The organism is Actinoplanes sp. M2I2, assembly GCF_023544445.1.
Classification (GTDB): domain Bacteria; phylum Actinomycetota; class Actinomycetes; order Mycobacteriales; family Micromonosporaceae; genus Actinoplanes.
On record NZ_JALPVJ010000004.1, the window covers coordinates 253,597 to 274,984 of the forward strand.

The 21,388-nt window shown below is 65.6% G+C and carries 24 protein-coding genes; 14 read left to right on the forward strand and 10 right to left on the reverse strand.

The window, feature by feature from the left end; all coding sequences use genetic code 11:
* Positions 1 to 16 precede the first annotated feature (16 nt).
* The 9 genes from HJC40_RS09065 to HJC40_RS09105 all read right to left on the reverse strand — a co-directional run bounded on the left by HJC40_RS09065 (position 17) and on the right by HJC40_RS09105 (position 7,507).
* A complete protein-coding gene (locus tag HJC40_RS09065; protein ID WP_250000227.1) occupies positions 17 to 1,000 on the reverse strand; it encodes an ABC transporter permease in 984 nt (327 codons plus the stop codon).
* The gene (locus HJC40_RS09070) at positions 997 to 1,851 is read right to left on the reverse strand and encodes an ABC transporter ATP-binding protein (protein WP_250000230.1); all 855 of its coding nucleotides are present in this window, start codon (positions 1,849 to 1,851) and stop codon (positions 997 to 999) included. Before HJC40_RS09070 ends, HJC40_RS09065 begins: the two co-directional genes overlap by 4 nt.
* Positions 1,852 to 1,932: 81 nt before the next feature.
* Positions 1,933 to 2,697, reverse strand: a complete 765-nt coding sequence (locus HJC40_RS09075) for a hypothetical protein (protein WP_250000232.1) — start codon at positions 2,695 to 2,697, stop codon at positions 1,933 to 1,935.
* A gap of 38 nt (positions 2,698 to 2,735) precedes the next feature.
* On the reverse strand, positions 2,736 to 3,053 hold the full coding sequence (locus HJC40_RS09080; RefSeq protein WP_250000234.1) for a hypothetical protein: 318 nt from the start codon (positions 3,051 to 3,053) through the stop codon (positions 2,736 to 2,738).
* Positions 3,050 to 3,772, reverse strand: coding sequence for a hypothetical protein (locus HJC40_RS09085; protein ID WP_250000236.1), 723 nt, complete (start codon positions 3,770 to 3,772; stop codon positions 3,050 to 3,052). The genes HJC40_RS09080 and HJC40_RS09085 overlap by 4 nt, the downstream gene beginning before the upstream one ends.
* A 6-nt stretch (positions 3,773 to 3,778) precedes the next feature.
* Complete coding sequence (locus HJC40_RS09090) at positions 3,779 to 4,147, reverse strand: hypothetical protein (protein WP_250000238.1); 369 nt, start codon at positions 4,145 to 4,147, stop codon at positions 3,779 to 3,781.
* 54 nt (positions 4,148 to 4,201) lie between these two features.
* The gene (locus tag HJC40_RS09095; RefSeq protein ID WP_250000240.1) at positions 4,202 to 4,615 is read right to left on the reverse strand and encodes a hypothetical protein; all 414 of its coding nucleotides are present in this window, start codon (positions 4,613 to 4,615) and stop codon (positions 4,202 to 4,204) included.
* 428 nt (positions 4,616 to 5,043) lie between these two features.
* The gene (locus HJC40_RS09100) at positions 5,044 to 5,217 is read right to left on the reverse strand and encodes a GntR family transcriptional regulator (RefSeq protein WP_250000242.1); all 174 of its coding nucleotides are present in this window, start codon (positions 5,215 to 5,217) and stop codon (positions 5,044 to 5,046) included.
* Between the two features lie 343 nt (positions 5,218 to 5,560).
* On the reverse strand, positions 5,561 to 7,507 hold the full coding sequence (locus tag HJC40_RS09105; RefSeq protein WP_250000245.1) for a hypothetical protein: 1,947 nt from the start codon (positions 7,505 to 7,507) through the stop codon (positions 5,561 to 5,563).
* Between the two features lie 459 nt (positions 7,508 to 7,966).
* Here HJC40_RS09105 and HJC40_RS09110 point away from each other — a divergent pair, with 459 nt between their 5' ends.
* The 5 genes from HJC40_RS09110 (at position 7,967) to HJC40_RS46090 (ending at position 14,008) form a co-directional block, all read left to right on the forward strand.
* Positions 7,967 to 9,040: a hypothetical protein gene (locus HJC40_RS09110; RefSeq protein WP_250000247.1), complete on the forward strand. Its 1,074-nt coding sequence runs from the start codon at positions 7,967 to 7,969 to the stop codon at positions 9,038 to 9,040.
* Positions 9,041 to 9,568: 528 nt separating this feature from the next.
* On the forward strand, positions 9,569 to 10,675 hold the full coding sequence (locus HJC40_RS09115) for an ABC-three component system protein (protein WP_250000249.1): 1,107 nt from the start codon (positions 9,569 to 9,571) through the stop codon (positions 10,673 to 10,675).
* Positions 10,672 to 11,157, forward strand: a complete 486-nt coding sequence (locus tag HJC40_RS09120) for an ABC-three component system middle component 2 (protein WP_250000251.1) — start codon at positions 10,672 to 10,674, stop codon at positions 11,155 to 11,157. The genes HJC40_RS09115 and HJC40_RS09120 overlap by 4 nt, the downstream gene beginning before the upstream one ends.
* A complete protein-coding gene (locus HJC40_RS09125; protein ID WP_250000253.1) occupies positions 11,150 to 13,000 on the forward strand; it encodes an AAA family ATPase in 1,851 nt (616 codons plus the stop codon). The genes HJC40_RS09120 and HJC40_RS09125 overlap by 8 nt, the downstream gene beginning before the upstream one ends.
* Before the next feature lie 171 nt (positions 13,001 to 13,171).
* Positions 13,172 to 14,008 carry an NUDIX domain-containing protein gene (locus HJC40_RS46090; RefSeq protein WP_250000255.1) on the forward strand — a complete coding sequence of 279 codons (837 nt, stop codon included), beginning with the start codon at positions 13,172 to 13,174 and terminating at the stop codon, positions 14,006 to 14,008.
* Here the strand turns inward: HJC40_RS46090 and HJC40_RS09135 are convergent.
* A complete protein-coding gene (locus HJC40_RS09135) occupies positions 13,980 to 15,128 on the reverse strand; it encodes an XRE family transcriptional regulator (protein ID WP_250000258.1) in 1,149 nt (382 codons plus the stop codon). The two genes, HJC40_RS46090 and HJC40_RS09135, sit on opposite strands and share 29 nt — an antisense overlap.
* 765 nt (positions 15,129 to 15,893) lie before the next feature.
* On the opposite strand from HJC40_RS09135, the gene HJC40_RS09140 reads away from it, so the two are divergent.
* The 9 genes from HJC40_RS09140 to HJC40_RS09180 all read left to right on the forward strand — a co-directional run bounded on the left by HJC40_RS09140 (position 15,894) and on the right by HJC40_RS09180 (position 21,202).
* Positions 15,894 to 16,211, forward strand: a complete 318-nt coding sequence (locus HJC40_RS09140; protein ID WP_250000260.1) for a DUF6284 family protein — start codon at positions 15,894 to 15,896, stop codon at positions 16,209 to 16,211.
* A complete protein-coding gene (locus HJC40_RS09145) occupies positions 16,211 to 16,582 on the forward strand; it encodes an RRQRL motif-containing zinc-binding protein (protein ID WP_250000262.1) in 372 nt (123 codons plus the stop codon). The genes HJC40_RS09140 and HJC40_RS09145 overlap by 1 nt, the downstream gene beginning before the upstream one ends.
* Entirely contained in the window at positions 16,579 to 17,157 is a 579-nt protein-coding gene (locus HJC40_RS09150; protein ID WP_250000264.1) for a hypothetical protein, read from the forward strand. Before HJC40_RS09145 ends, HJC40_RS09150 begins: the two co-directional genes overlap by 4 nt.
* Entirely contained in the window at positions 17,157 to 18,959 is a 1,803-nt protein-coding gene (locus HJC40_RS09155; protein ID WP_250000266.1) for a DUF2637 domain-containing protein, read from the forward strand. The genes HJC40_RS09150 and HJC40_RS09155 overlap by 1 nt, the downstream gene beginning before the upstream one ends.
* A gap of 91 nt (positions 18,960 to 19,050) precedes the next feature.
* Positions 19,051 to 19,221 (forward strand): hypothetical protein, encoded by a 171-nt coding sequence (locus HJC40_RS09160; protein WP_250000269.1) that lies wholly within the window; start codon positions 19,051 to 19,053, stop codon positions 19,219 to 19,221.
* Positions 19,218 to 19,382: a hypothetical protein gene (locus tag HJC40_RS09165; RefSeq protein WP_250000271.1), complete on the forward strand. Its 165-nt coding sequence runs from the start codon at positions 19,218 to 19,220 to the stop codon at positions 19,380 to 19,382. The genes HJC40_RS09160 and HJC40_RS09165 overlap by 4 nt, the downstream gene beginning before the upstream one ends.
* Positions 19,383 to 19,474: 92 nt before the next feature.
* Entirely contained in the window at positions 19,475 to 19,990 is a 516-nt protein-coding gene (locus HJC40_RS09170; protein ID WP_250000273.1) for a single-stranded DNA-binding protein, read from the forward strand.
* Positions 19,991 to 20,076: 86 nt separating this feature from the next.
* The gene (locus tag HJC40_RS09175) at positions 20,077 to 20,604 is read left to right on the forward strand and encodes a hypothetical protein (protein ID WP_250000275.1); all 528 of its coding nucleotides are present in this window, start codon (positions 20,077 to 20,079) and stop codon (positions 20,602 to 20,604) included.
* 64 nt (positions 20,605 to 20,668) lie between these two features.
* Positions 20,669 to 21,202: a hypothetical protein gene (locus HJC40_RS09180; protein ID WP_250000277.1), complete on the forward strand. Its 534-nt coding sequence runs from the start codon at positions 20,669 to 20,671 to the stop codon at positions 21,200 to 21,202.
* Positions 21,203 to 21,388 lie beyond the last annotated feature (186 nt).

A 21,388-nucleotide genomic window follows, 5' to 3' on the forward strand; every position in this document is an offset into this window, starting at 1 on the left:
CCAACGCGTCAGCTTCCTAGGTCTGCCTGCGCACGGCCCACACCGTGCCGGCGACGAACAGCACCGACAACGCGAGGAAGATCGACGCCTCCGCCAGGTGCAGCGACCCGAGGGCGTCGGCGGGGATGACGTCGCGGAACGACTTCACCACACCGTTCTCGCGGAAGCACTTCTCGATGGCCTGCGGGTCTGCCTGCGTGGGGTCATTGCCGATGCACTTGCCCGATATCTCCAACCTGTTGGTGATCACCTCACCCTTCGCGTTGAGGTAGCCGCCGTTCAGCTCCCATGCGCCGTCGGGTGCCGACTTCGCGAACGGGTCGTCGGAGACGACGCGCTTCGTCGCCCCCAGGGACTCCCGGAAGCTGAACACCAGGGACCGCACCACGACGAACACGCCCAGCGTCAGTGTCATCCCCAGGAGCGTCCGCCGGAACAACGCGCCGGCGAACGTGCCGAGGGTGAAGGCGAACAGCGTGTAAGCGGCCGGCGAGACCCCGTCGTTGTCGAAGACCGCCTGCACGAACCGGCCGTTCTGCAGCGGCCCGATCGACCCCGCCGCCTCGATCCAGGACCCCACCGCGAGCTGCATGACAAGCACCGCGGCAAACGCCGGCACAGCGGTGACGAGGAACTTGGTGGCCATCCATCGGGTGCGGCTCACCGACTGAGTGAACGCCAGCGCATGCGTGCCCTGCTCGAACTCCCGCGCATACAACGGTGCGCCGATGAACACACCGACCAATGCCGGTAGCGCGAGCATCAGCAGCTGCCCATTGCGCATCCGGGCGGTCCAGGTGACCTGGACCGCCCCGTTGGGGTCGGCACCGCAGACACCACCCGACTGCGCAACGTCGCGGAGGCAACCGCCGAGGCCGGCCCCGGTGAAGTCGGCGGTCATCATGGCCCGCAGCGCCAGAACACCCGCGACGCCGAGGACGAGCCCGACGGCGAGCGTGATGAACAGGGTGCGCTGCTGGCGCCAGACGATCCAGATCATGCTGCGACCTCCGTAGAACCACCACTGCGCATGTACGCGAGGGTGAGCTGACCCAGTCGAGGCTGGTGCACCTGCCAGCCGTGCTGCGGCGGAACCGGATGAGCGACCGCGTGCACGATCCGTGCACCGTTCACGGTCTGGGCATCGATGATCGACTCAGGCCTCGCCGGGCACGGCGTCTCCAGCGGGCCCGTGAGGACGATGTGCCCCTTGAGCAACTCCGGAACGTACCCGGCGAGCTGCACCCGCCCCGCGGACAACAGCACGAGGTGGTCGCACACGCCTTCCAGTTCGGCGAGCACGTGCGAGGAGAGCAGCACCGTGATGCCCTGATTGCGACACTCCGTCACGAGCGTCTGCAGCACGACTTCCCGAGCGAGCGGGTCCAGGTCCGCGAGGGGCTCGTCGAGCATCAGCAGCCGGGGTCGCTTGCCCAGCGCCACCGCGAGGGCGACCCTGGTGCGCTGCCCGCCGGAGAGCGTGCCGACCTTGGCGCTCAGCGGCACTCTCGCCTGAGCGACGAGCTCCTCGGCGTACGCCTGGTCCCAGCCCGCATTCGTGTTCTTCCCGAACCTGAGCGTCTCGGTCACCGTGAACTGCGGGTACAGCGGCTTCTGCTGCGTCAGGTACGACACCGACGAAGGCATGCCACGCCCGTTGGGCGTATCGCCGAACACCTCGATCCGGCCCGTGGTCGGGCGGACCAACCCGGCGATCATGCCCATCAGCGTGGTCTTGCCGGCGCCGTTCGGCCCGACGAGCGCGACGACCCGGCCCGCCGGAATCTCCAGCGAGCACTCTCGCAGGGCCCAGCCCCGCGAGTACTTCTTTCCTAAGGCCTCAGCCAGCATCGGCCGCTGTTCGTATGTCACGACGACACACTAACACCGGTTCACTAGTAACCTAGGGAACTACTGTCAGGCCCCCTGGTCCTACTTACTCCGCAGAGACCAGTCGGCGTCGCCATCCTTGACGGTCGCATCGCTGTACTGGCCGGCGTTCGCTTTGGGCCACACACCATTGGGGAAGCTGGTCGGATCAACGGCATCCCCATGCAACGTGATCATGGCCGTGACCTGCGCGCCCAGGAAAGCAGCGAGCGTGGACACGGCGGTGACGACGATGGCGGTGTTCACCCCTGCCTCTTCGAGGAAGAGGGCGATGCCGGGGGCGGTGAAGATGCCTGAGCTCATGCCGGCGATCGACACTGCCAGAGCGGCGATCAGCTTGGCGAGGACGCCGGCCAGGACGATGTAGAACGCCAAGCCGGCGCCGGCACATGCCAGCAAGTTGAGCGAGGTGGCGCCGGCGATGGATCCGACCCGTGCGGCGGCGGCGGACTGAGCGCCGGCTGCCGCCAGGTAGGCGTCTCGTGCCGTGCCGGACCAGTCGGTGTCGTCGACCACGAGGTTCTGCGCGGTGAGGTCGGTGGAGACGCCGTTGGCTTTGCCCTTGATGTCCATCCAGCGCCAGGAGTCGACGAACATGAAGATGGGGGCTACGGCGCCCTTCAGCAGGTCAAGAAACCAGTTGAGAATGGCTGTGCCGACCTCGACGGTCTTCTCGGCGATCCACTTGAAACCCTGGGCCACCGGCGGGGGAACGTACCAATGGTTGGTAGCGCTGTTTGCGGCTGGGACGACCTGAGCAAGCTGGCCCTCGAACGTCTTCAGTCCAGCCTCGATCTCCGTGATCACAGCCTCGTACTGCGCCCGAGAAAACACGGTGCCCCCTGTCAGTAGACGTTCCTGATGCGGTGCTCCGAGGCCTTGTCCTCAGCGTCGTAGGTGTCCGCCACGCTCCGCAGGGTCTTGGCGATCTCGGCCATCGCGGCGGCGCCTTCCCGGCTGCGAGCCGACACGGCCTGGATGACGTCGTTGTACGGACCCACCATGAGCTGAAAAAGCCCCGCTTCCAGCCGGCCGAATTCCATCTCAGCGACCTTGCTGCTGAGGTTGCCAAGTCCTCCGCTCTGCGATTCCCACTCGCCGGCCTCGTTGCGGAGCGCGGTGGTCGCGACCGTGACCTGTTCACCACTGGGGGGTTGCGTCATTCGGTGCCACCTTGAGTTGGAGGACCTGCTGTAAGCGATCGAAGCGTCGCGAGCGCGTCACCGACCAGGCTGTCCGGCTGAGCCTCCGCAGATGGCGACAAATACCTTGCCGCAGCGCGTCGCAGCGCCACAGCCAACGCCGAACTGATGGAGGTTCCAGCACGGTTCTTCGCCCAGTCTGGCTCGATAGCGCAAGCCGTAAGCCCGCCCAGGGCGAGCTCCACCGTGACGTGCTTGCCATCGTCCTGCCCCACTGCTTTCGCCGGCGTGCCAGGCTGCCGGCTCTGCGCGGCACGGAGCTTGCTCAACACCTCTTCAGCAAGGTCGTTCTCATCGCGGGTCTGGCCGAAAGGCGTTGCCTGTTCGGAGTCCCTGACGTGCGCTTCGCTGCTTTCGCCGGCGGTCGCCTCAACGTCGGCTCGGCGCCGCCACCATCCGTCGTCGTCGACCGCTCGGGTCCAGGTCTCCATGGCGCGCCTCAACGCATCGTTGTTGGCGCCGAGGACCGCGTCGGCCAACTGTCCAGGCCCGAGGCGTTGCTGCCAGCCCTCACGGACTCGCACCTCCGTGGGCATGCCATCACGGCCGAGAACGACGACGACCCAACCCGTCGGGTCGCTGCCCTCGACAGAACGAGGAATCGTGGAGCCGAGATCGCGCGCGAGCTGCCCCAGCTCAGCTGCCTGGCGTTGAAGGCGTAGAACTGCTTCCGGCTGCATCGGGTCTTATCGCCTCGCTCGTACGGATGGCGATTGCAGGACTGCGCGGCCGATCATCCCCATCGATACCGCAACGAGGACCAAGAGCACCGCCAGAATGATCGGCGTTCCGCCGGCCGCGATGAAGAAGACAGCCATCATCGCGACTACCCCAACCGCGACGAACACTGCGAGCGCCGCGAGCGTGCGAACAACACCATGGCTGCCGCGCCAAGCGACAGCGGTCCCCAGCAACGCCACCCCGGCGATCACTGCGGAAGCGATCGCCGTACCGGGCCGGCCGAAGGGCGAGGCATCGGCCACTTCCTCGAACCCGACGCTGGCGAATCCCACCACGAAGAGCTCGATCATCACCGTCGTGAGCAGCAGGGCCAAGGCGAACCCGCCGGTCGCTCTCGCGGATGCTGGACTCTGCACGCCTACCCCCGGTCACTCAAGGCGCACAGAGTGTCCTAATCCTGTACGACTGTGCAACCCCGTGTCGGCATGACGATCGATGCCCGAACTCGCGCAGCGCCGCTGCGCCGACCCCCAGCGCAGGCTGACCGTGCCGAGCACGCTCCCGGTCCAGGTCGTGACCTTGACCAGCCGCGCTTCATCCCCGCTGTCCCGCTCGACCGAGAAGGTCAGGTCGGACGTGGGGATGCCGAGCTCGCTGAGGAACTGCTCGGCGGTCGGTCCCGGATCGTCGATCGCCGGCCCCCGACCGGTCTTCCCGCCCACCAGGGCCCGCGGCCAGATGATCGGATAGTCGGCGGTCGCGGTCTGCTGCGACGCGGCCGTAGGTATGTCGCTGTCCGCGCGGCGGTTCACCGTCACTGCGGCGACCGCCAGAAGGATCACTCCCAGGGCCGCCGTGGCCGTTATCTGGAAACGCTTCCGCATGGTCGCCTGCCGCCCGTGGTTCGCTCCGCGATTCGTTGCCATCCGTCACCGCTGAGCTGTGTCGAGTCTGCCTGGTGGTGGATCCGCGTCCGCACCTGCTGCTCCTCGGCTGCGCTCAGCCCGCCGTCGACCTGCTTCATTGCTCCGCCCCCAGCAGCGAGCGAAAATTTCCGGCGGCCCGAGCCGCATGGGTCTTGACCGCACCGCGGGTGATGCCCCGCACTCTGCCAAGTCCGCACCGATGGGACGGGCACGACCGCATCATCAGCCAGCATCGACACACACACGTCGCTACCTTCGAATTCAGGCCGAGGGTCCTCAGCGGGCGGCTGATCGCAGCCGAACCGGCCCGGGGAGCCCGTGGGCTCCACCAAGCCGGGAGGAACTCACTCCCCACCGACAACGGTCACCACCAGCCGGCGTTCGCGCAATAGCTGGATCGATTTGCGGGCGGCGCCTCGAGCGATGCCGTACTTCCAGACGAGTTGGTTCTCCGAGAGGATCGGCCGATCCGGCAGAAAATCGCCCGCTTGGATACCTGCCTCGATGGCATCTGCCACCTGGACGTACCGTGTCCCGCATATGCCCCAAACGGAAACAGGGAACATAGCCCAAATGACTATGTTCCCTGCTCAACTGGTGCGCCCGAAGGGACTCGAACCCCTAACCTTCTGATCCGTAGGGTGCGAGTGGTTCTGTCGGCCGGTGCCGATCGATGCACCACCACCGGCTTTGCGGCAGGTCAGTCGCGATTCGCGTTGTCATCGACTGTTGTTGCGCGATGTCCGCTGTCAACGCGCTTGTGAGCAGTCCGTGGGCAGAACACCCCTCCAAGCCGGCGCTGGGGGAAGCTGACGACTATGGCCGTACAGCCTCCCCAGCAGCCGGGTGGTTAGGCCGTGCCTACCATTCGTTGACCTTCTGCAGGAGGCTGCCGAGGGTCTTCCGCCACCTCTTCGCCTGCGCCGCCGTCAAGCCCTGACTCTCCACGAGCGGAGCTCCGCTGTCGTCGACCTGGTCTTCGAGGTACTCGAAGAAGTCGGTCAGTTCCCGCAGAGCCTTGTCGATCGTCTCCTGCGCCTCGACGTACGGGTCAGGTTCAGGCTGAGGCTCCGGGTTGGGACCGCCCTCTGGGCCCTTGCCGGGCTTCTTCGCAGAGCCTCCCTTCGGGAACAGGACGTACCGCAGCCTCTGGTTGGTCAGCGGCACAGGGCCGCCGTCCCCGGCGATGACCGGCTCGCCGTCAGCGTCAACCTCGATCGGTTGCTGGTCGGCGCGGCCGTCGCGGACGATCGAGGCAAGCTGAGTAATGCCGGCCGACGTCCCCATCATCGCTTCGATCAGGTCCGCGACTGACCTGCGGTCCGAACCGGCGCCCTGGTCATTACGGGCGATGCGGAAGACGTCGTCCCACACCGCGCCGTAGTACAACGCACGCACCGCGAGCTCGGCACAGCTCGCGCCGGGCACACCGGCCGACGCAAGCTCCGCCTGTGCGTCCTTCTCCAGGGCAGTCAGGCTCGTGTGCTGCACTGACCATGCATGCTTAGTGATCGCGGCGCCGTTCTGGATGACCTTGACGATGCGGTCGACGTCGGTATCGGGGTAGTCGGGGTGGCCGCGGAACTCACGGGCCACCAGTTCTGCCGCCAACGGCACCTTGGTCTTGCTGGTGACCCGCACTCGGGCGTTGTCACTCTTCTTCTCCTGGCGCAGCACGAACGCGATAGGGCGGCGGATGACGTCATGCACCTGCGGGTCGGCCGTGGTGAACATCCACATCAACCGGGCGAAACGATCATCGAAATGCTCGGCGAGACCGACCTCAACCGCTTCCTCATGCGTCAGCCGTCCCAGCAACCAGTTGTAGTCGGCGCTGCTCTTGAGCAGGCCGCCGCGGTAGGCCGCCTGCAGGCAATCGTCGGCCATGGTCGAGTTCTGAGCCGCATCGGTCCAGTCCTGCTTGGTGTTGAGGTGCTCCTGCGCCACCTTGATCTTGATGGCCGCCGCTAGGTCGAGGGTTCCGGGAGTGTCCGGCTCGAAACCGACGATCAGCAGGAAGTTCGTCGTTGCGCATCGGACCCGCGCCCGGTCGTCCTCATCAACCTCGTCAGCCGGCCGGCTGACGATGCTGTTGATGTCTGCGATGAACTCCGTCATCGCCTTGGAGCTGGCCGGCATACGCAGGACAGTGTCCTCCGGCTCTAGGCCCAGCGCGTCGTGCGCATGGCTGGTGCGGGATGAGCCTTCCCGGACCAGCGGGACCGCGATGTCCGTTGAACCGTCGCTGAAGTTGAGCACGGTCATAACGCCGAACGGCGCGTCCATGATGCCTTGGTCCCGAATCGGTGGGTTCGGGTCGTTGCTCTTGCGAGTCTTGTCCATGGCGACCTCGAGAGCGTGGAGCAGCTCCCGCGGGGAGGGGGCCGTCATCACGAGCTCGCCTGACAGCGACTCAACGTTGGCGACGAGGCTTTCGTCGTGGCTGATCGCTTCTCCGCCGGCCAGGGGGTAGAAGTACCGGTCGGCGTTGCGGGGGTTGAGAGGGTCCGCCATGAGCCGGGGCGTCCAGACCAGGCCATCGAGGTAGAGCAGGTGGCCGCCGGGGATCCGCATGCGGCGCGGCTGCTCGATCTGAGGCAGGATCGCTTCCGGGTGAACCCATATCGTCGACATAGCGCCGGCCGCGCGGTCGCTCATGCCGAGGGCCTTCTTGGCCGCCGCCCGCAACTCCCGGATGACTGCGGGAGCCGGCAGCTCGGGAAGGCGGCGAAGCGGACGCGGCATTTCGGTGCGCTCGCCGTGTACCTGGACAGGCGAGGGGAACGAAGTGTTGATCGTGCTGGTCACGAGGGTCCTCCACGGGTCCCGCCGAGAACGCGGGAGTCCATCTCCCGCGGGCACAACACGCGGGAGCTGGGACGCCGACCAGCTCTCGCTCTCGCCTCCGATGGATCTCTTGCCCATCCTCAGCGTGAGCGGCCCGAGAATGCCTATCGCGACGATGGTCTGGCCTCTGGAACCGGCTCCGCCGGAACACGTTCTGGGCACTCCCGGCCTCCGCGCAGATCGGCGCCTGCGCTTCAGCTCGTCGCGACGCATCTCGCGTCGTCACACACAGTGTTGCACTAGCGCGAGCAGAAGATCAAGGGCCCTTGGGTTTCCCCAGCTCAAAGGTCAGTGGGACGTCATCCTCTCGGCTAACCTGCTGTGACCGATGCGTTTAGTAACGCAATCTGACGACGGCAAACCACAGCGCGCACAGGTCAGCGGAAGTTTCCTGTCGTACCGACGTCGTACGGTCTTAGCGTGGATCTCGCCGCCGTTTCTCGCCGCAACATCCTCGATGCCCTCGCCGAGGTCGACCGGCTCGGCCGCCGCCCTTTCCTGAAGACTTACGGCTTTGGGGCTGCCCGTACCTGGTTCATCGATCACGGCGGGCGGCTGTACGACTCCAAGGCGATCATGGGTTACGCCCATGGACTTGGAGTCGGTACGCGCCTAGTCTCGGCTGACTTTAAGGGCGGAGAACAGCCCGTGGCGCGACGGCTCGAGGCACTCGGTTTCCACGTGCTCTCGTTACCGAACCCCGACTGGACGAGAGACGAGATCATCCTCGCCGGGGAGCTTGTGTCCAGAAACGGGTGGCGCCAGCTCGAAGCCAGCAGTCCGGACGTTCAGGCGCTTTCGCAGATGCTCCAAAGCCCCGTCATCCACGTCGGCCGGCGACACCCAGACTTCAGAAATCCGGCCGGCGTCGCCCGGAAGACGTGGAACATCGTGAACCCGAGCAGCAACGGCAACCACCTCGATCGCGAAGTTTTTGACGACTACCGGGCCAGGCCGGCCGAGATGCTGGCCGAAGCGGCGATCATCAAGGAACGGCTCCGCGCCGGTATCGCTTCAGGCGCGGTAACGAACGCCCAGCCGCCGGATGCCGGCTTCGACCGCCGCTATCGCGGCAAACCCGCCGAGGGAATCTATCCAGAGACGCAGGCAACGAGCCCACACGCGAGAGAAGCGGCTGTCCGCGAGCACGATCGCGTCTGTCGTCAGCTCATCGCGTACCTGGGCCGTCACGGCATTCGCGCGGGCGAGCTGGTCGATCCGCCGGTCGATGTGGCCTGGCGCAATGCTGCCGGCTTGCAGATGATCGCGGAGGTCAAGAGCTGCGTCGAGGGCAATGACTCCACTCAGCTGAGACTCGGGCTCGGCCAGATCCTTGAGTACCGGCATCGGCTGCTACCGGCTCGCGGTGCGGCAGGTGCCATCCTGCTAACGAGTAGGGTTACGGATCCCATCTGGTTCGAGATCTGCCGCGCCGCGGGCGTGAATCTTCTCGCAGCGGACGATGAACCGAGCTGGTCCTCCGCCGTTCTATGAGTCGTCGGGCTGCGCCTCCGGAGGGCGACGCGGCGCACGCGTACACAGTGCCCCTGACCAGCAGGTGTCTCAACCTCGGAGCGGCTGAGACTTCAACTTGGCCGTGCATTTGCCGCAATCATGCTGCTTGGCGCGTCGACTAGATCGGTTCATGCGATCAAGGCCGCCAGATCCAGCTGGCGGTCTGTCGTACGTTCGTACGATGACGTACATACGGAGGCGGAGGCCGCGCCTACCCGACCAGACCTGAAATCTGAACTCTCGAAAGCGCCGACCTAAGATCTCAAACGCAGCGGGCGCTGACTCAGACCTGTGCCTGCGCTTCGCCTCGAAGTAGCGATCAGGGCACTGGGCTGGATGTATGCCCTGCCTGAACTGCCGTTCTACTTGTCGGAGGTTACGCAGGGACCTACACAAAATGCGAGAAGCTCGCGGCATCGCCTCTAGTTCATCTGCCGCTGTCCCTACCGTAGGTGGCATACTGTTGGCACCCAGTGTGCGCAGCGTCACGGTGGATAGGGGATTTGTGTGCCTGAGAACGGCCTCGGCTCCGCTGCGAGCCGCTTGTCAGAGCTCCCATCTCCGCCGGAACACAATGTAACTACGGTTTCAAACTTGGCCGGTGGTCCCGCTCCTACGCCGAAGCAGCGTATCCACTTCTACTCTCCCGACGAATGGGAAGAGTTCATTCTAGAGTGGGCGACTGGACTCCAAGAAAACTACACCCAGATTAAGCGAATCGGCGGCTCTAATGACCGAGGTGCTGATGTGGCCGCCTTCCTAAGCGACGATGGCTTCGAAGGCGCCTGGGACTGTATGCAGTGTAAGCACTACGAAGAATCACTGCGACCTAGCGACGCCTATCCGGAAATGTTCAAGCTGATTCGGTCAGTCGTTGAAGGTCACTACACATTCCCTCGCCGATACTATTTCCTCGCTCCACAAGGATGCGGACAATCGCTCAAGCGTATGCTGAGCAAGCCGACTGAGCTTCGTACGAAGTTTCTGGAGAAGTTCGACGGAGAAAAGCCGCTTGGAGTAGGTCTAGCGCCCGACTTGGTAGAAAAGATTCGCGCAGAGGCCGAGGTGATCGACTATAGCACTTTCCAGTCAATGGAAATGCACGAAGTATTGGAAGTGCATCGACGCACCCCCTACTATGCTCACCGTTTCGGTGGCCCGCTTCCGCCTCGGCCGGCAGTGCCGATCCCTCCTGACGCCATTCGAGACGATGAGACTCGCTATATTGAGCACCTACTTGACGTGTACGTGGAGCATTATGTGCTTGACGCCAAGGGCATCGCAGACGTAAAGGCTCACCCCCAAGCCGCTAAGCACTTTAGCCGTCAGAGGGAAGCGTTCTACAGCGCTGAAGCCCTAAGAATCTTCGCTCGCGACAGCGTCATGCCAGGAACATTCGAAGAACTCCAAGAGGAAGTTTATGACGGGGTAATCGAAACTGCTGAGCAAGCGCACTCAAATGGCATGGAGCGTCTCATGAAGGTCTTAGAAGCTGCGGCGTTACTCGCGCTTACTTCGAACGCTCTAATTCACGCTTACAACCCAAGGGATAAGCGCGGAATTTGTCACCAGCTTGCGAATATCGATCGACTTGTCTGGTGTGACCCGCAGTGAATGGTCAGCCGCTCAATGGCCCGCTGGAGATAGGCCTTCGCGCCTTAGCGCTACTTATTAGTGCCTTCCCGAGATCCTACGACATAGCCACTCTAGCCTTCCTCGACTATAGTCTGCTTCATTCTAATGACTTCGGAGGCCCAGAGAGCCTGCATCCAGATGTCCCTAACCACCAAACCGAGATAACCGTCAAGCGGGACCTCCTGGAACTAGGGCTGCAGGTAATGATGCGCGCCAGGCTTGTGGCACTGGAAGTGGAGAGCAACGGCATACGTTATGCAGCTACAGAAAACGCCTCAGGTTTCGTCGATTTGCTTGAGTCAAGCTACGTTGATGAACTGAAGGGCCGTGCCGACTGGGTCGTCCAGACCTTTGGGGGTATCGATCCCGTGGAATTGAGATCGAGAATGACTGCCCTCGGCCGTTGGACTGAGTTCGTGGATATCGAACGAGGCTCCTTTGAGGAGGCAGGTGATGAGTAACATCAAGTTGACTCGGCTCACCTTCGTAGGTAAGGACGTGCCCGCGGCGAGCATCAATTTCGGGCCCAACCTCAACGTGATCTACGGCGCCTCAGATACAGGTAAGTCTTACATCGTCGAAGCGATCGACTTTATGCTCGGCAGAAAATCGCTTAAGGCGATTCCTCAGGCGGAGGATTATCAAACCATTTTGCTTAGCCTCGTGTTGCCGGATCAAACGGCTCTAACGCTGGAGCGGTCAATAACGGGTGGTCAGTTCTATGCCCGCTACGGCGACTTTGCTGCAGTGCCGGACTCCAGGCCCGATTTTAATCTTGCGGCAGCGCACGGGGCTGGAACGGCTAAGAAAGAGAGCTTGTCGGGTTTTCTGTTACGCCACATTGGCCTCGATGGCCGACAGGTCCGGAAGAATCAGCGGAACGAAACCGTGCCGTTGAGTTTCCGCAACTTGTGTTTCTTGTCCATAGTTGACGAGACGAAGATGCAGTCGACGACTCCGCCGGCGCTCTCGGGTCAGTACACGACGAGCACCGCGGAGTTGTCAATTCTCAAGCTGCTTCTGCAAGGCGAGGATGATAGCGACATAGCGCAGGAGTCCGGCACATACGAAAGAAGAAAGATCGCACGAGGTAAGGCTGAGGTTTTGGAGGTCGTTATAAACGACCTTAAGGAAACGCTGCGTCTAGCGGCTGGCCCTGTAGAACTCACTGAGCAGTTAATGCGCTTAAACGCCTCCATCGAGGAAAACACCACCGCGATCGATTCAATCTTGGAGCGTCGCACGGCCGTTGCTTCTCAATATTCTGCAGTTGTAGGAAGGTCAAGCAGCTACCAGGCACGCCTGGAGGAAGTAGGGGAGTTGCTGGCCCGATTCTCGGTTTTAAGAGCGAAGTATGATTCTGACTTGCAGCGGCTTGAGATGGTACGGGAGGCCGGAAGCCTCCTGGGCTTCTTTCGCCCCGGCGTATGTGTCTTTTGTGGCGCGCCAGTAGAGCATCAAGCAGCCGAAAATCACAGCGCTGAGGAAGTTACAGCTTTCGGGGAATCTGTCCTAGCCGAGATCCAGAAGACCACGCTCCTGCGAGAAGACCTTGTCAGTACGATCTCGGACCTGCAAATCCAGGAGCAGCGGCTCCGTACCGATATTGACAGCTTCGTGGTCGAAATCAATCGCCTTCGTCGCCAGACGGCGGAATTGGACGACGAGCTTCAGCCTCAGCGTGTGGCCATACAGGAGTTCTTGGGCGTACGTACGGACGTGGAGGCCAAGCTTGCAACGTACGCCCAGATCGAGCGGCTCGAAGCCTTGCAAGCAACCGTAATGCCAGTCGAGCAGGACGATCCACCGCGTCCGCCCGGAGTAAGTGACAGGGTATTGGCAGAGTTCAGCTCGTCTATTAAAACAATACTTGATCGATGGTCGGTTCCCGTCTCCGGCGCGGTTCGGTATAGCAAGACCTACAACGATCTGTTGGTCGATGATCAGCCGCGAAGCTCCCGGGGGAAGGGGATGCGCGCTATTCTTCATGCAAGCTTTACCGTAGGACTTGCTCAGTATTGCTTCGACCGGGCGCTCGCACACCCCGGCTTTGTCGTCCTGGATTCGCCACTTACGACTTACCGACAGCCAGACCCAGAAGTCGGCGAAGCTCCTTCCGAAGCCGAGTTCGCTAGCGTGGCAGATGCCTTCTATCGATATCTGGATATCCAATTCGACGGTCAGTCGATTATTGTGGAAAATACGGATCCCCCGTCCAACCTGTCGGACGATGCCCACCTGCTCCACTTCACGAAGCGGTCAGACGCCGGGCGTTACGGATTTTTCCCTGATAGGAGTGCGTAGTTTGCCGTCGCGCACCGCCTGCCGGGTTAGCGCTGGATCACATGCGCCCACCAGCACGGACGGAGTTGGGACGTCGCGGAAGCTGGTGGTTGACCCACTAAGACGCGGCGCGGGGTACGAGCGGCCCGCGGGTGCGGTTGAGCGCCGCGCTCGATCGGAGAGAATGACTTGGTGACGACGACTGCGCAGCCAGACCCGCAAGCCGAGTGGTGGACCACGAAGGACGTCGCGGCGTACCTCGGCATCGAGCCGGCCGCCGTCAGCACCTACCGGAAGCGTGGCCAGATGCCCGCACCTGACCAGACACTTGGCAGCCGCACGCACCTATGGCGGCCCGCCCGGATCACGACCTGGCAAGACTCTCGGACACGGGCGGGCGTGGGCGGTCGGCCGCGCGGTAGCGGCAAGCCTTCGCCTAGCGATCTCGCCGAGATCGAGACACCGGTGCCGGACGATGAAAGTCGCTGGCTGGTGCACGGAAGCAGGCCGATCTACGAAAGCGAGTGGATCAAGCTCTATATGACCGACGTCGAGCTGCCCGACGGGCAGCGATTCGAGCATCACACCGTCTGGATGCCCTCGGCCGCGATGACTGCCATGTTGAACGACGATCTCACCCATGTGCTGCTGATGTGGCGGCACCGATTCGTACCGGATCTGTGGAATTGGGAACTGCCCGGCGGGCTCGTGGACGAGGGCGAAGAGCCAGCCGTAACGGCTGCGCGAGAGATCGAGGAAGAGACGGGCTACCGCCCTCGCAGCGTCGAGCATCTACTGACTTTCGAGCCGATGATCGGCATGGTGAACACGCCTCACCACGTCTTCATCGCCCGGGGCGCCGAGCGAGTAGGTGAGCCGACCGAGAAGACCGAGATGCAGCGGATGGAGTGGGTGCCGCTCGCGCAGGTACCGAGCCTCATCGAGCAGGGTCTGGTCAGCAACTCAGGCACGCTGGTTGCGTTGCTGCATGTTCTCGCGATCAGTGGTCCAGCTGCCGGGCGCCGCTAGTGAGCAGTTTGGCGATGCGCTGGCGTTGACGGACGGACGCGGCGCGCGTGGCCAGTGCCTCAGCCGTACGCGCCTCGGCCCGTGCTTCCTCGTGCTGGCCGCGTACCGAGTAGGCCAGAGCGAGATCGCAGCGGTGCCCGGCCGCGGCGCGTGTGAACGTCGGATCGAGCCGATTCACGGCGTCGGTCAGCTCCTGCACCGCCTCGGCCTTCCCTAGTCTGGCAAGGCAATGTCCTCGCCAGCGAGCAAGGTGCACGTCGTTCAAGAACAGAAACGGCAGGCTCTCGCCGGTGTGTTGATCTGGCAACGCCCTGCTCGCTTGGTCAAGCGCCTCCTGTGCCGGGCCGGCCGCTCCGCTGGCGGCCAACGCTTCTGCCTCGGCGGCCCACAGCCAGGATCGAAGCATCGCCGGAATCCGCCCGTCAGCCTCGGTGCGCGCGTGCTGAATCAAGGCCACAGCGTTCTGCGGTCGATCAAGGTCAAGTAGCGCGTATGCCTGTTGGGCAGTGACGTGAGCGATGATGGCGGAATCTTGACTCTCCCGAGCCGCTGACTTCGCAGTCTCGTGCAGCGACCACGCCTTATGCGGATCGCCCAAGTCGAGCGCCTGCCACCCTGCCAACGCGGAAGCCTCCGCCACCGCCGCGGCCAGCGCTGAGCGATGCGGGCCGGGTAGCGCGTAGCGCCAGAGGTCTGTCATTTGATGAACATGCGCCTCGGTCTGCTGCAAGATGCGCGATGCTCCGAGCTGCCGATCGAGGGCGCGGAAGGAGTCTGTCTGGGTCTCAAGCAGAGCAACAAGCGAGCCGTCCAGGGCTTCCGCAGCGCTCAATCTTGCCGAGAGATCCGCACCGTCGATCACTGCTACGGGCAAAGCGGCGTTCGGCTTGCCAACCGCGAACGGCATGCCGAATACCTCTGCGAAGAGATCTGCGTACTCGATCGACAGACCACGCCGGCCGTGGATCCACTCCCGGATCATGCGCTTCAGGCTGTCGTCTTCGGGCAAGGTGCCGTGGTTGGTTCGACGAGCCGCGGCGCGCAGTTCGAGCATGAGGCGAGCGCGATGCTTCCATCCGCGCTGCTCACAGAGGCGCGGCAGGTCGGTTGCGTCCATCATCGACGGCTCCCGGTCATCGTCGAGTCACGATGCGTCTCGCCGCAATGATGGCACCCCGCCGCACGGGGGACGAGTCCCCCCAAGTCCTCTGTCGTCCTCTGATCAGGGCGGCTATCGGCCCGACAAGCTAGGTGCAACGGCCCACCACTTGAAGCTCAGAACCCGAAAGGGAGTAGCGGAGAGGGTTGCGGAGTACTAACTTAGTTAGTACTGTCAGCCGTATAACTCCACAGAGGCGGTGTAGACCGAACCGCGAAGGTTCGAACCGGTCAGGTGCCTTACCTCCCGCTGGGAAGCGGGGAACAGACCAGGCGGTGCCAGCAATAGGCGTTGAGGCGTTGTCCTCCGGTTGAGCGTCTCTTGGCGGCGAGTGTGTAGACCTTGTCGTGAAGGGGCTGGCGCGGGGTGGAACCCGCGTCGCTGCATTGAGCCACCTCGCGTGGTCGACCCCTGGTGATCCCAGGGCGAGCGGGCGCCGGTGAAGGACGAATATCGCGCCGATCTTTCCTGTACGTGGCCTCGTGCTGTCGTGCCGTACGACGGCCGCGTACCGATCCCTTCCGCCGGGCCGGTCCTCACGGGCTGGCCCGGTGACGGGGGATTTCTACATCCAATTCCCCACTCAACCGATCGATCGAATGGGGTACCAATGGCCTCCCTCTCATCGCTCATCACGGTTTCTGCTGCTCAGAGCGCCGTCTGGCGGCCGTGCGGTCGCTGTGACGTCCCAGCTCCGCTGTCACCCAACCAGACGCACTGCAAGGCGTGTCGGCCGAAGACGCAGCGCGCGTCTTGCCGATCGGCGCGCCGCGCGGCATGACAGGAAGGACCAGACCGATGTCGTTCGACGACTTCGACCTTGGTGAGCCCTCACTGAGTGATCTGGCTGCGATCGAGGCCGAGTGGCCCCAAATCGAGGCCGACCTCGCCGAGCTGGATGCCGAGATCCGAACCCTCTACCTGGCCGACCACGGCGGCCCGACCGAGCTGGACTGGCGCCGCAAGCGCCGCAGCGAGTCCACGCTCACCCGCACCGCGGCCCGCCCGGTGCGACCGATTCACAGGCTGCGGCCGGCGGCCTGATGTCTCGGATCCGCGCCGCGTACTGGGACCCTGAGGGCGAGCAGTACGGCCTGCCCACGTTCTGGTGGCGCGGCGCGCCCGAGGGCTACGCCACCCGCCGCCAGTTACGCGCTCGCGGCTTGTGTCCCGGCGGTCAGCCGATCGCCGCGCAAGTTCTGTGGCGCGGTGTGGGTGGCGAGCGTGCCGCGTACCTCTACCGAACTGACCTGGCGCGGCCGAAGCGGACCGCGACTCCCGCCGTTCTGGCGGCGCTCGCCAAGGCGATGCGCGCCCGGCGGACCTGCCCGACTTGCCGCCGTGTGCGGCCCTACGTCATCCCGCGCTCGCTCGGCGAGTGCCTCACTTGCGCACCCTCGGAGGTCGCCGCATGACCACTGACCCGTTCTGGATTGATCACGACTATGACCGCGACTACGCCAGCGATGGCCGCTCGCGGTACGAACATTACCTGCGCGATGCGGCCGGTGCGTTCGACGAGATCTGGGCGAATGACCCGTCCGTCGAGTTCGCCGCGGCTGCGTGGCGGATTGCCAACGGCCCGATCATGGCACCAGGGCTGGTCCGCCATCACCCGCAAATTGTGGAGGCGTCGGCGCTGCGCAGCGACTGGAACAGCCGGATGCTCGGCTCGGTCCGGCTGGTCGCACCCTGTCCCCGTCAGCTCGCCGAGCTGCGAACCCCGGCCGGTGGCTGGTACCGCGACGTGCGTCTCGACTCGTGGAACGACCGGTACGAAGGTGTCGGCGGCCGGGATTTGGAGCAGGCCGCGTATCTGACCACCGAGGTCCAGGTGCTCTGGCAGTTCCCCGACGACGCGGTGCCGAAGATTTCCGCGGTGCCGCCGGCCGGTGACCGCAGGTACCGGCACGCGATGGCGTGCGTCACGGCCCTGATCGCCGAGTTCAACCGGCAGGTCAGGCCGATCATCGCGGCGGCGGTGCTCTGATGAGCCTGACGACCGACCCGAACGACTTGATGGGATTGGCCGGGTCCAACCGGCGCGTGGCTCGCACCCTGGCTGACGGTCAGCTCGCCCAAGTGCAGGCAGCCCAGCGTCGCGCCGATCGGGACGCTGCCGCTGAGCGGCGGTTGCGGGAGGCCGAAGGGCGGATCCGCCTGACAGCCGAACGTGACCGCCTCAAGGCCGGTCGTGCCGAGCTACGTGCGGAGCAGCGCGAGGCCGAGCGTGCACGCAAGCGCGAACGGCGGCTGGCCACTCATGCTCAGTACGCTGCCCGGTGGGCGAGTGCGACCGGCTACGTGCGCAGCAACGCCGCCGGCGTGTACTCGGCGGCCATCTACGGCCTCGCGGTCGCCGGCGCCGTCTACGGGCAGATCGACGCCGCCCGGCTGCACGACGTGTGGATGCCCGCCGCGGTCGTCGCCTCGATCGCGATCGAGGGCACCGGCCTGGCCATGGCCCTGACCGCCCAGCAACAGCGCCTCGCCGGCGAACGCGCCCTTGCGGCCCGGATGCTCGTCGCGGTGATGACCGCCGCCGCGGTCACGATCAACTACGTCGGGCACCAACCCGACATGGTCAAGGCTCTCGGGCTGTCGGCGCTGTCGGCGATCGGGATCATCGTTTTCGAGATCCGCTCGGGCGCCAAGCACCGCAAGGCTTTGCGGGCTGCGGGAATGATCGCCGAGCCGGGCGAGCAGTTCGGGTTGCGCCGCTGGCTAGCCTTCCCGGGCGAGACGTTCGCCGCGTGGAAGCTCGACGTCCGCGGCCGCCTCTCGCCGGGGGCCGCGGCGTTGATCACCCGCGTCGAGCGGGCCGCCGCCGAGCGGCGCCGCCGTGCCGAAATCGAGGCTGCCGCCGAACGGCGCCGGGCGCTGGCCGGCGAGGTCGCCAAGCAGGCCCGCCGAGCGGCCCGGAAAGCGGCCCGCAAGGGCGACGCCGGGGCGGCGCTGTCCGCGCTGATCCGGCTGTCGCACACCGGCACCCCGGCCCCGCAACTCGCGCTGCCGTCGCGAGCGCACATCGAGACGCAGACGGCGCGAGCGGAAGCAGAGGCCGCCCGCGCAGGGCTGGCGGAAGCGGAAGCACGCGCCGCCGAGGCGACCGCGCAAGCGGAAGCGGAAGCCACGGCACGCGCCACGGCGGACCGCCGGGCGCAAGCGGAAGCAGCCACACGCAACGAGGCCGACCGCCGGGCGGAAGCGGAAGCCACCACAGCCCGTGTCGAGAGATCCCGGCGAGCGGAAGCGGAAGCCGCGTTGACCGCGATGCGGCAGCGCGCCGAGGCCGAGATCGAGAAGGCCGCCCGGTTGCGCGGTCACGCCGAGACGGTCGGCCGCGACGCCGAGCAGCTCGGCCAGCACCTCACCCGCGAACAGCAGGCTCGCACGCAGGCCGAAGCCCGCGCCCTGGCCGCCGAACGCTCCGCCGAGACCCTCGGCCGCGACGTCGAACGGCTCACCCGGCAGCTCGACACAGCCGCCGAGCAGACCACCGAGTTGCGCGAGCAACTCGCCGCGGCCGAGGCGACCCTCACGGCCCGGCGCCAGCGCGCCGAGCGTGCCGCGGCCAAGCCGGTTGAGCTGCGCTTCGAGGGACGGCCGGTCCCGGCCGTCGAGCGGACCAGCCCGGACACCGTGCTGAAGATCCTGACCGCGTACCGGGACAACCCGACAGCCAGCCAGAAACACATCGCGACCCTGGCCGGCACCACCGACCGGACCATCCGCGCCGTCCGCGCGGCAGCACCGGACTTCTTGCCCGCCAGCGGCTCAAAGGCCGCCTGAATACGCCCGGCGGCACGGCCCTACCGCCAAGCAGATGCCGTGCCGCCGGTCTCCCACCAGCCCCGTTCGAGACCGTTAGGAGGCGCCCAGTATGGCAGCCGACACCACCCCCGCCCGCCCGCTCGTGGACACCACGTTCACCGCGTGCGGCCACACCGCACGCCTGCCGCAAACCACCCGCCCGGCCACCTGCCCGCGCGGCTGCGACCCGCTGCGGCCCGACATGCAGCGTCCGGCGCCTCTGCCCCGGACCCGGTCATGACCCGCCGCCGCCCGGTCGACTCGGCCACCGCGCGGCTGCTCGCCGCGGTCGATTCGGAGTCCCGGCCCTACACCGACGCCCGGGCGGGCTACCCGCGCGCTGAGGGCTACCGCCGCTCGATTGCCGAGGGCGCCGCCCGCCGCGAGCAGGCCGCAGCCTGACAGCGCTCCGCCGGAACCGTTGTGTCGCAACGGTTTCGTGCGGTGGCTGCCAAGAGGCAGACAAGCCCCTTACTGCGAAGGAGGCCACTGTCGTGGCCGGCGAAACCACCATCACCGTCGTCGGGAACCTAACCGACGACCCCGAACTGCGATTCACCCCCTCCGGTGTCGCGGTCGCGAACTTCCGGATCGCCTCGACCCCGCGCATCCTCGACCGGCAATCCGGCGAGTGGCGCGACGGCGACCCGCTGTTCCTGGCCTGCAACATCTGGCGCGATCCGGCCGAGCACGTCGCCCAGTCCCTCAAGCGCGGCACCCGGGTCATCGTGACCGGCCGGCTGCGGCAGCGCTCGTACGAGACCAAGGAAGGCGAGAAGCGCACCGTCTACGAGCTGGAGGTCGACGAGATCGGCCCGAGCCTGCGGTACGCCAACACCAAGGTCATGAAGCTCACCCGCACCACCGAGCCCGGCAGCACGCCGAGCACCCCGGCGGCCTCGCAAGCCAGCTCGTTCGAGGACCCCTGGTCCGCCCCCGCCAACACGCCCAAGGAGGCCGCGCTGGCCGGTGTGGGCCGCGGCGCGGCCGACGACGAGCCGCCGTTCTAGCCGTGCCGGCCGGTCGCTGCGACGGCGCGGCGACCGGCCGCAATTCCGAGCCCATCCGAACCGTTTTCTGATCGGAGAAACCGCTCGTGAGCAAGACCCATCAACTCGCCGCCGATAGCTGGCGCGTGATCGGCCATCTCTACAACCCGTCGCTGACCAGCCCCTACTCGCGGCGCCGCGACCCGAGCATGGCCACGGTCTGCAAAAAGCAAGACGCCATTCGCGAATCGGTCGTCAACGTCGTCGACCGCGGTTTCGTGCACGCCCGCCTGGACGGCAACGAGCTGCCGCTCGACGGGGTGCGACGCCTGCCGGAGAAGGCGATCCGGCTGCGGATCACCCAGGCCGGCGTTTACCACGCCAGCCACGACCCGACCCACCTGGTGATGTGCGCGCTGCGCGACAACGCCGAGCTGACCCTGTTCACGCTGCTGCGCGGCCTGGCTCATCCGGTCGGGTTCGGGGAGTTGTGCGAGCTGGCCGACCGGCACCTGTTCGACACCTACCTGCTCGGCACCGACACGGAGATCCCGATCCGGCAGATGCGGGACATGCCGTCGTTTGCCTACGCCCGGCAGACCGCCGCCGGCCGCGCCTACGCCGCCAAACCGTGACCGCACCACAGCCAACCCCATCCCTGGTCATCGCGTCCGAGACGGATCGGAGAGCACACCCCTGATGAAGATCATCACAGCCGAGCAGTGGCGGGTCATGGGAACCCTGATCTCCCTGTGCGGCCAGCGAGCACGGCTCGACACCGTGCTCAAGCAGCAGGACGTCAGCCCCGAGGCCGTGTGCGACCTGGCCGAGCGCGGCCTGATCGTCGTCAAGCTCAGCGGCGATGAGGTGAACGACCTCACGCCGGGGCTGATCAAGACCTACCGGCGCAAGTTGTACCTGACCCGGTCGCATACCGGTGAGAGCTACATCTGGCAGGACCCGCATCGGGTGCTGCGCGCGCCCGGCCGCTCCCACGGTGGCCTGAGCCTGACCTTCATGCTCGGCATGATCGGGTTCGAGGATCTGGCCGAGCTGGCCCGCGAGGGCCTGATCTACGCCCTGACCGAGGACGACACGATCGACCTCGCCGAAGCCCGCCAGCCCTGGACCGGCAGCTCCAAAGTGATCCTGCCCGGCGGCGCCGAGGTGTGGACCAACCAGATCGTCATCCGGACCACCAGGGCCGGGCAGCTCTACGTCGAGCGCTACTGACCCGCCCTGGCGCCACGGCTGACCCCACCCGGGTGTAGGCCGTGGCACCACGTCCCTGACCCTCGATCTCCCCGGCGCGTCTCGCGCCTCTGCTCCGCCTCGCCCCGGCGACGTGCCGCGGGCGGGGCCGCGGTGCGCCGGGCGGCCTGTCCGGCGTGCCGTGTTCTCCCTCGTGAAAGGACCGTG

Excerpts from the sequence above, each read along its gene's own strand:
- HJC40_RS09135 (WP_250000258.1), bottom strand. The coding sequence starts at position 15,128 with ATGATGGACGCAACCGACCTGCCGCGCCTCTGTGAGCAGCGCGGATGG.
- HJC40_RS09080 (WP_250000234.1), bottom strand. The coding sequence starts at position 3,053 with ATGACGCAACCCCCCAGTGGTGAACAGGTCACGGTCGCGACCACCGCG.
- HJC40_RS09070 (WP_250000230.1), bottom strand. The coding sequence starts at position 1,851 with ATGCTGGCTGAGGCCTTAGGAAAGAAGTACTCGCGGGGCTGGGCCCTG.
- HJC40_RS09155 (WP_250000266.1), top strand. The coding sequence starts at position 17,157 with ATGAGCCTGACGACCGACCCGAACGACTTGATGGGATTGGCCGGGTCC.
- HJC40_RS09165 (WP_250000271.1), top strand. The coding sequence starts at position 19,218 with ATGACCCGCCGCCGCCCGGTCGACTCGGCCACCGCGCGGCTGCTCGCC.
- HJC40_RS09180 (WP_250000277.1), top strand. The coding sequence starts at position 20,669 with ATGAAGATCATCACAGCCGAGCAGTGGCGGGTCATGGGAACCCTGATC.
- HJC40_RS09145 (WP_250000262.1), top strand. The coding sequence starts at position 16,211 with ATGTCTCGGATCCGCGCCGCGTACTGGGACCCTGAGGGCGAGCAGTAC.
- HJC40_RS09150 (WP_250000264.1), top strand. The coding sequence starts at position 16,579 with ATGACCACTGACCCGTTCTGGATTGATCACGACTATGACCGCGACTAC.
- HJC40_RS09160 (WP_250000269.1), top strand. The coding sequence starts at position 19,051 with ATGGCAGCCGACACCACCCCCGCCCGCCCGCTCGTGGACACCACGTTC.
- HJC40_RS09065 (WP_250000227.1), bottom strand. The coding sequence starts at position 1,000 with ATGATCTGGATCGTCTGGCGCCAGCAGCGCACCCTGTTCATCACGCTC.
- HJC40_RS09085 (WP_250000236.1), bottom strand. The coding sequence starts at position 3,772 with ATGCAGCCGGAAGCAGTTCTACGCCTTCAACGCCAGGCAGCTGAGCTG.
- HJC40_RS09125 (WP_250000253.1), top strand. The coding sequence starts at position 11,150 with ATGAGTAACATCAAGTTGACTCGGCTCACCTTCGTAGGTAAGGACGTG.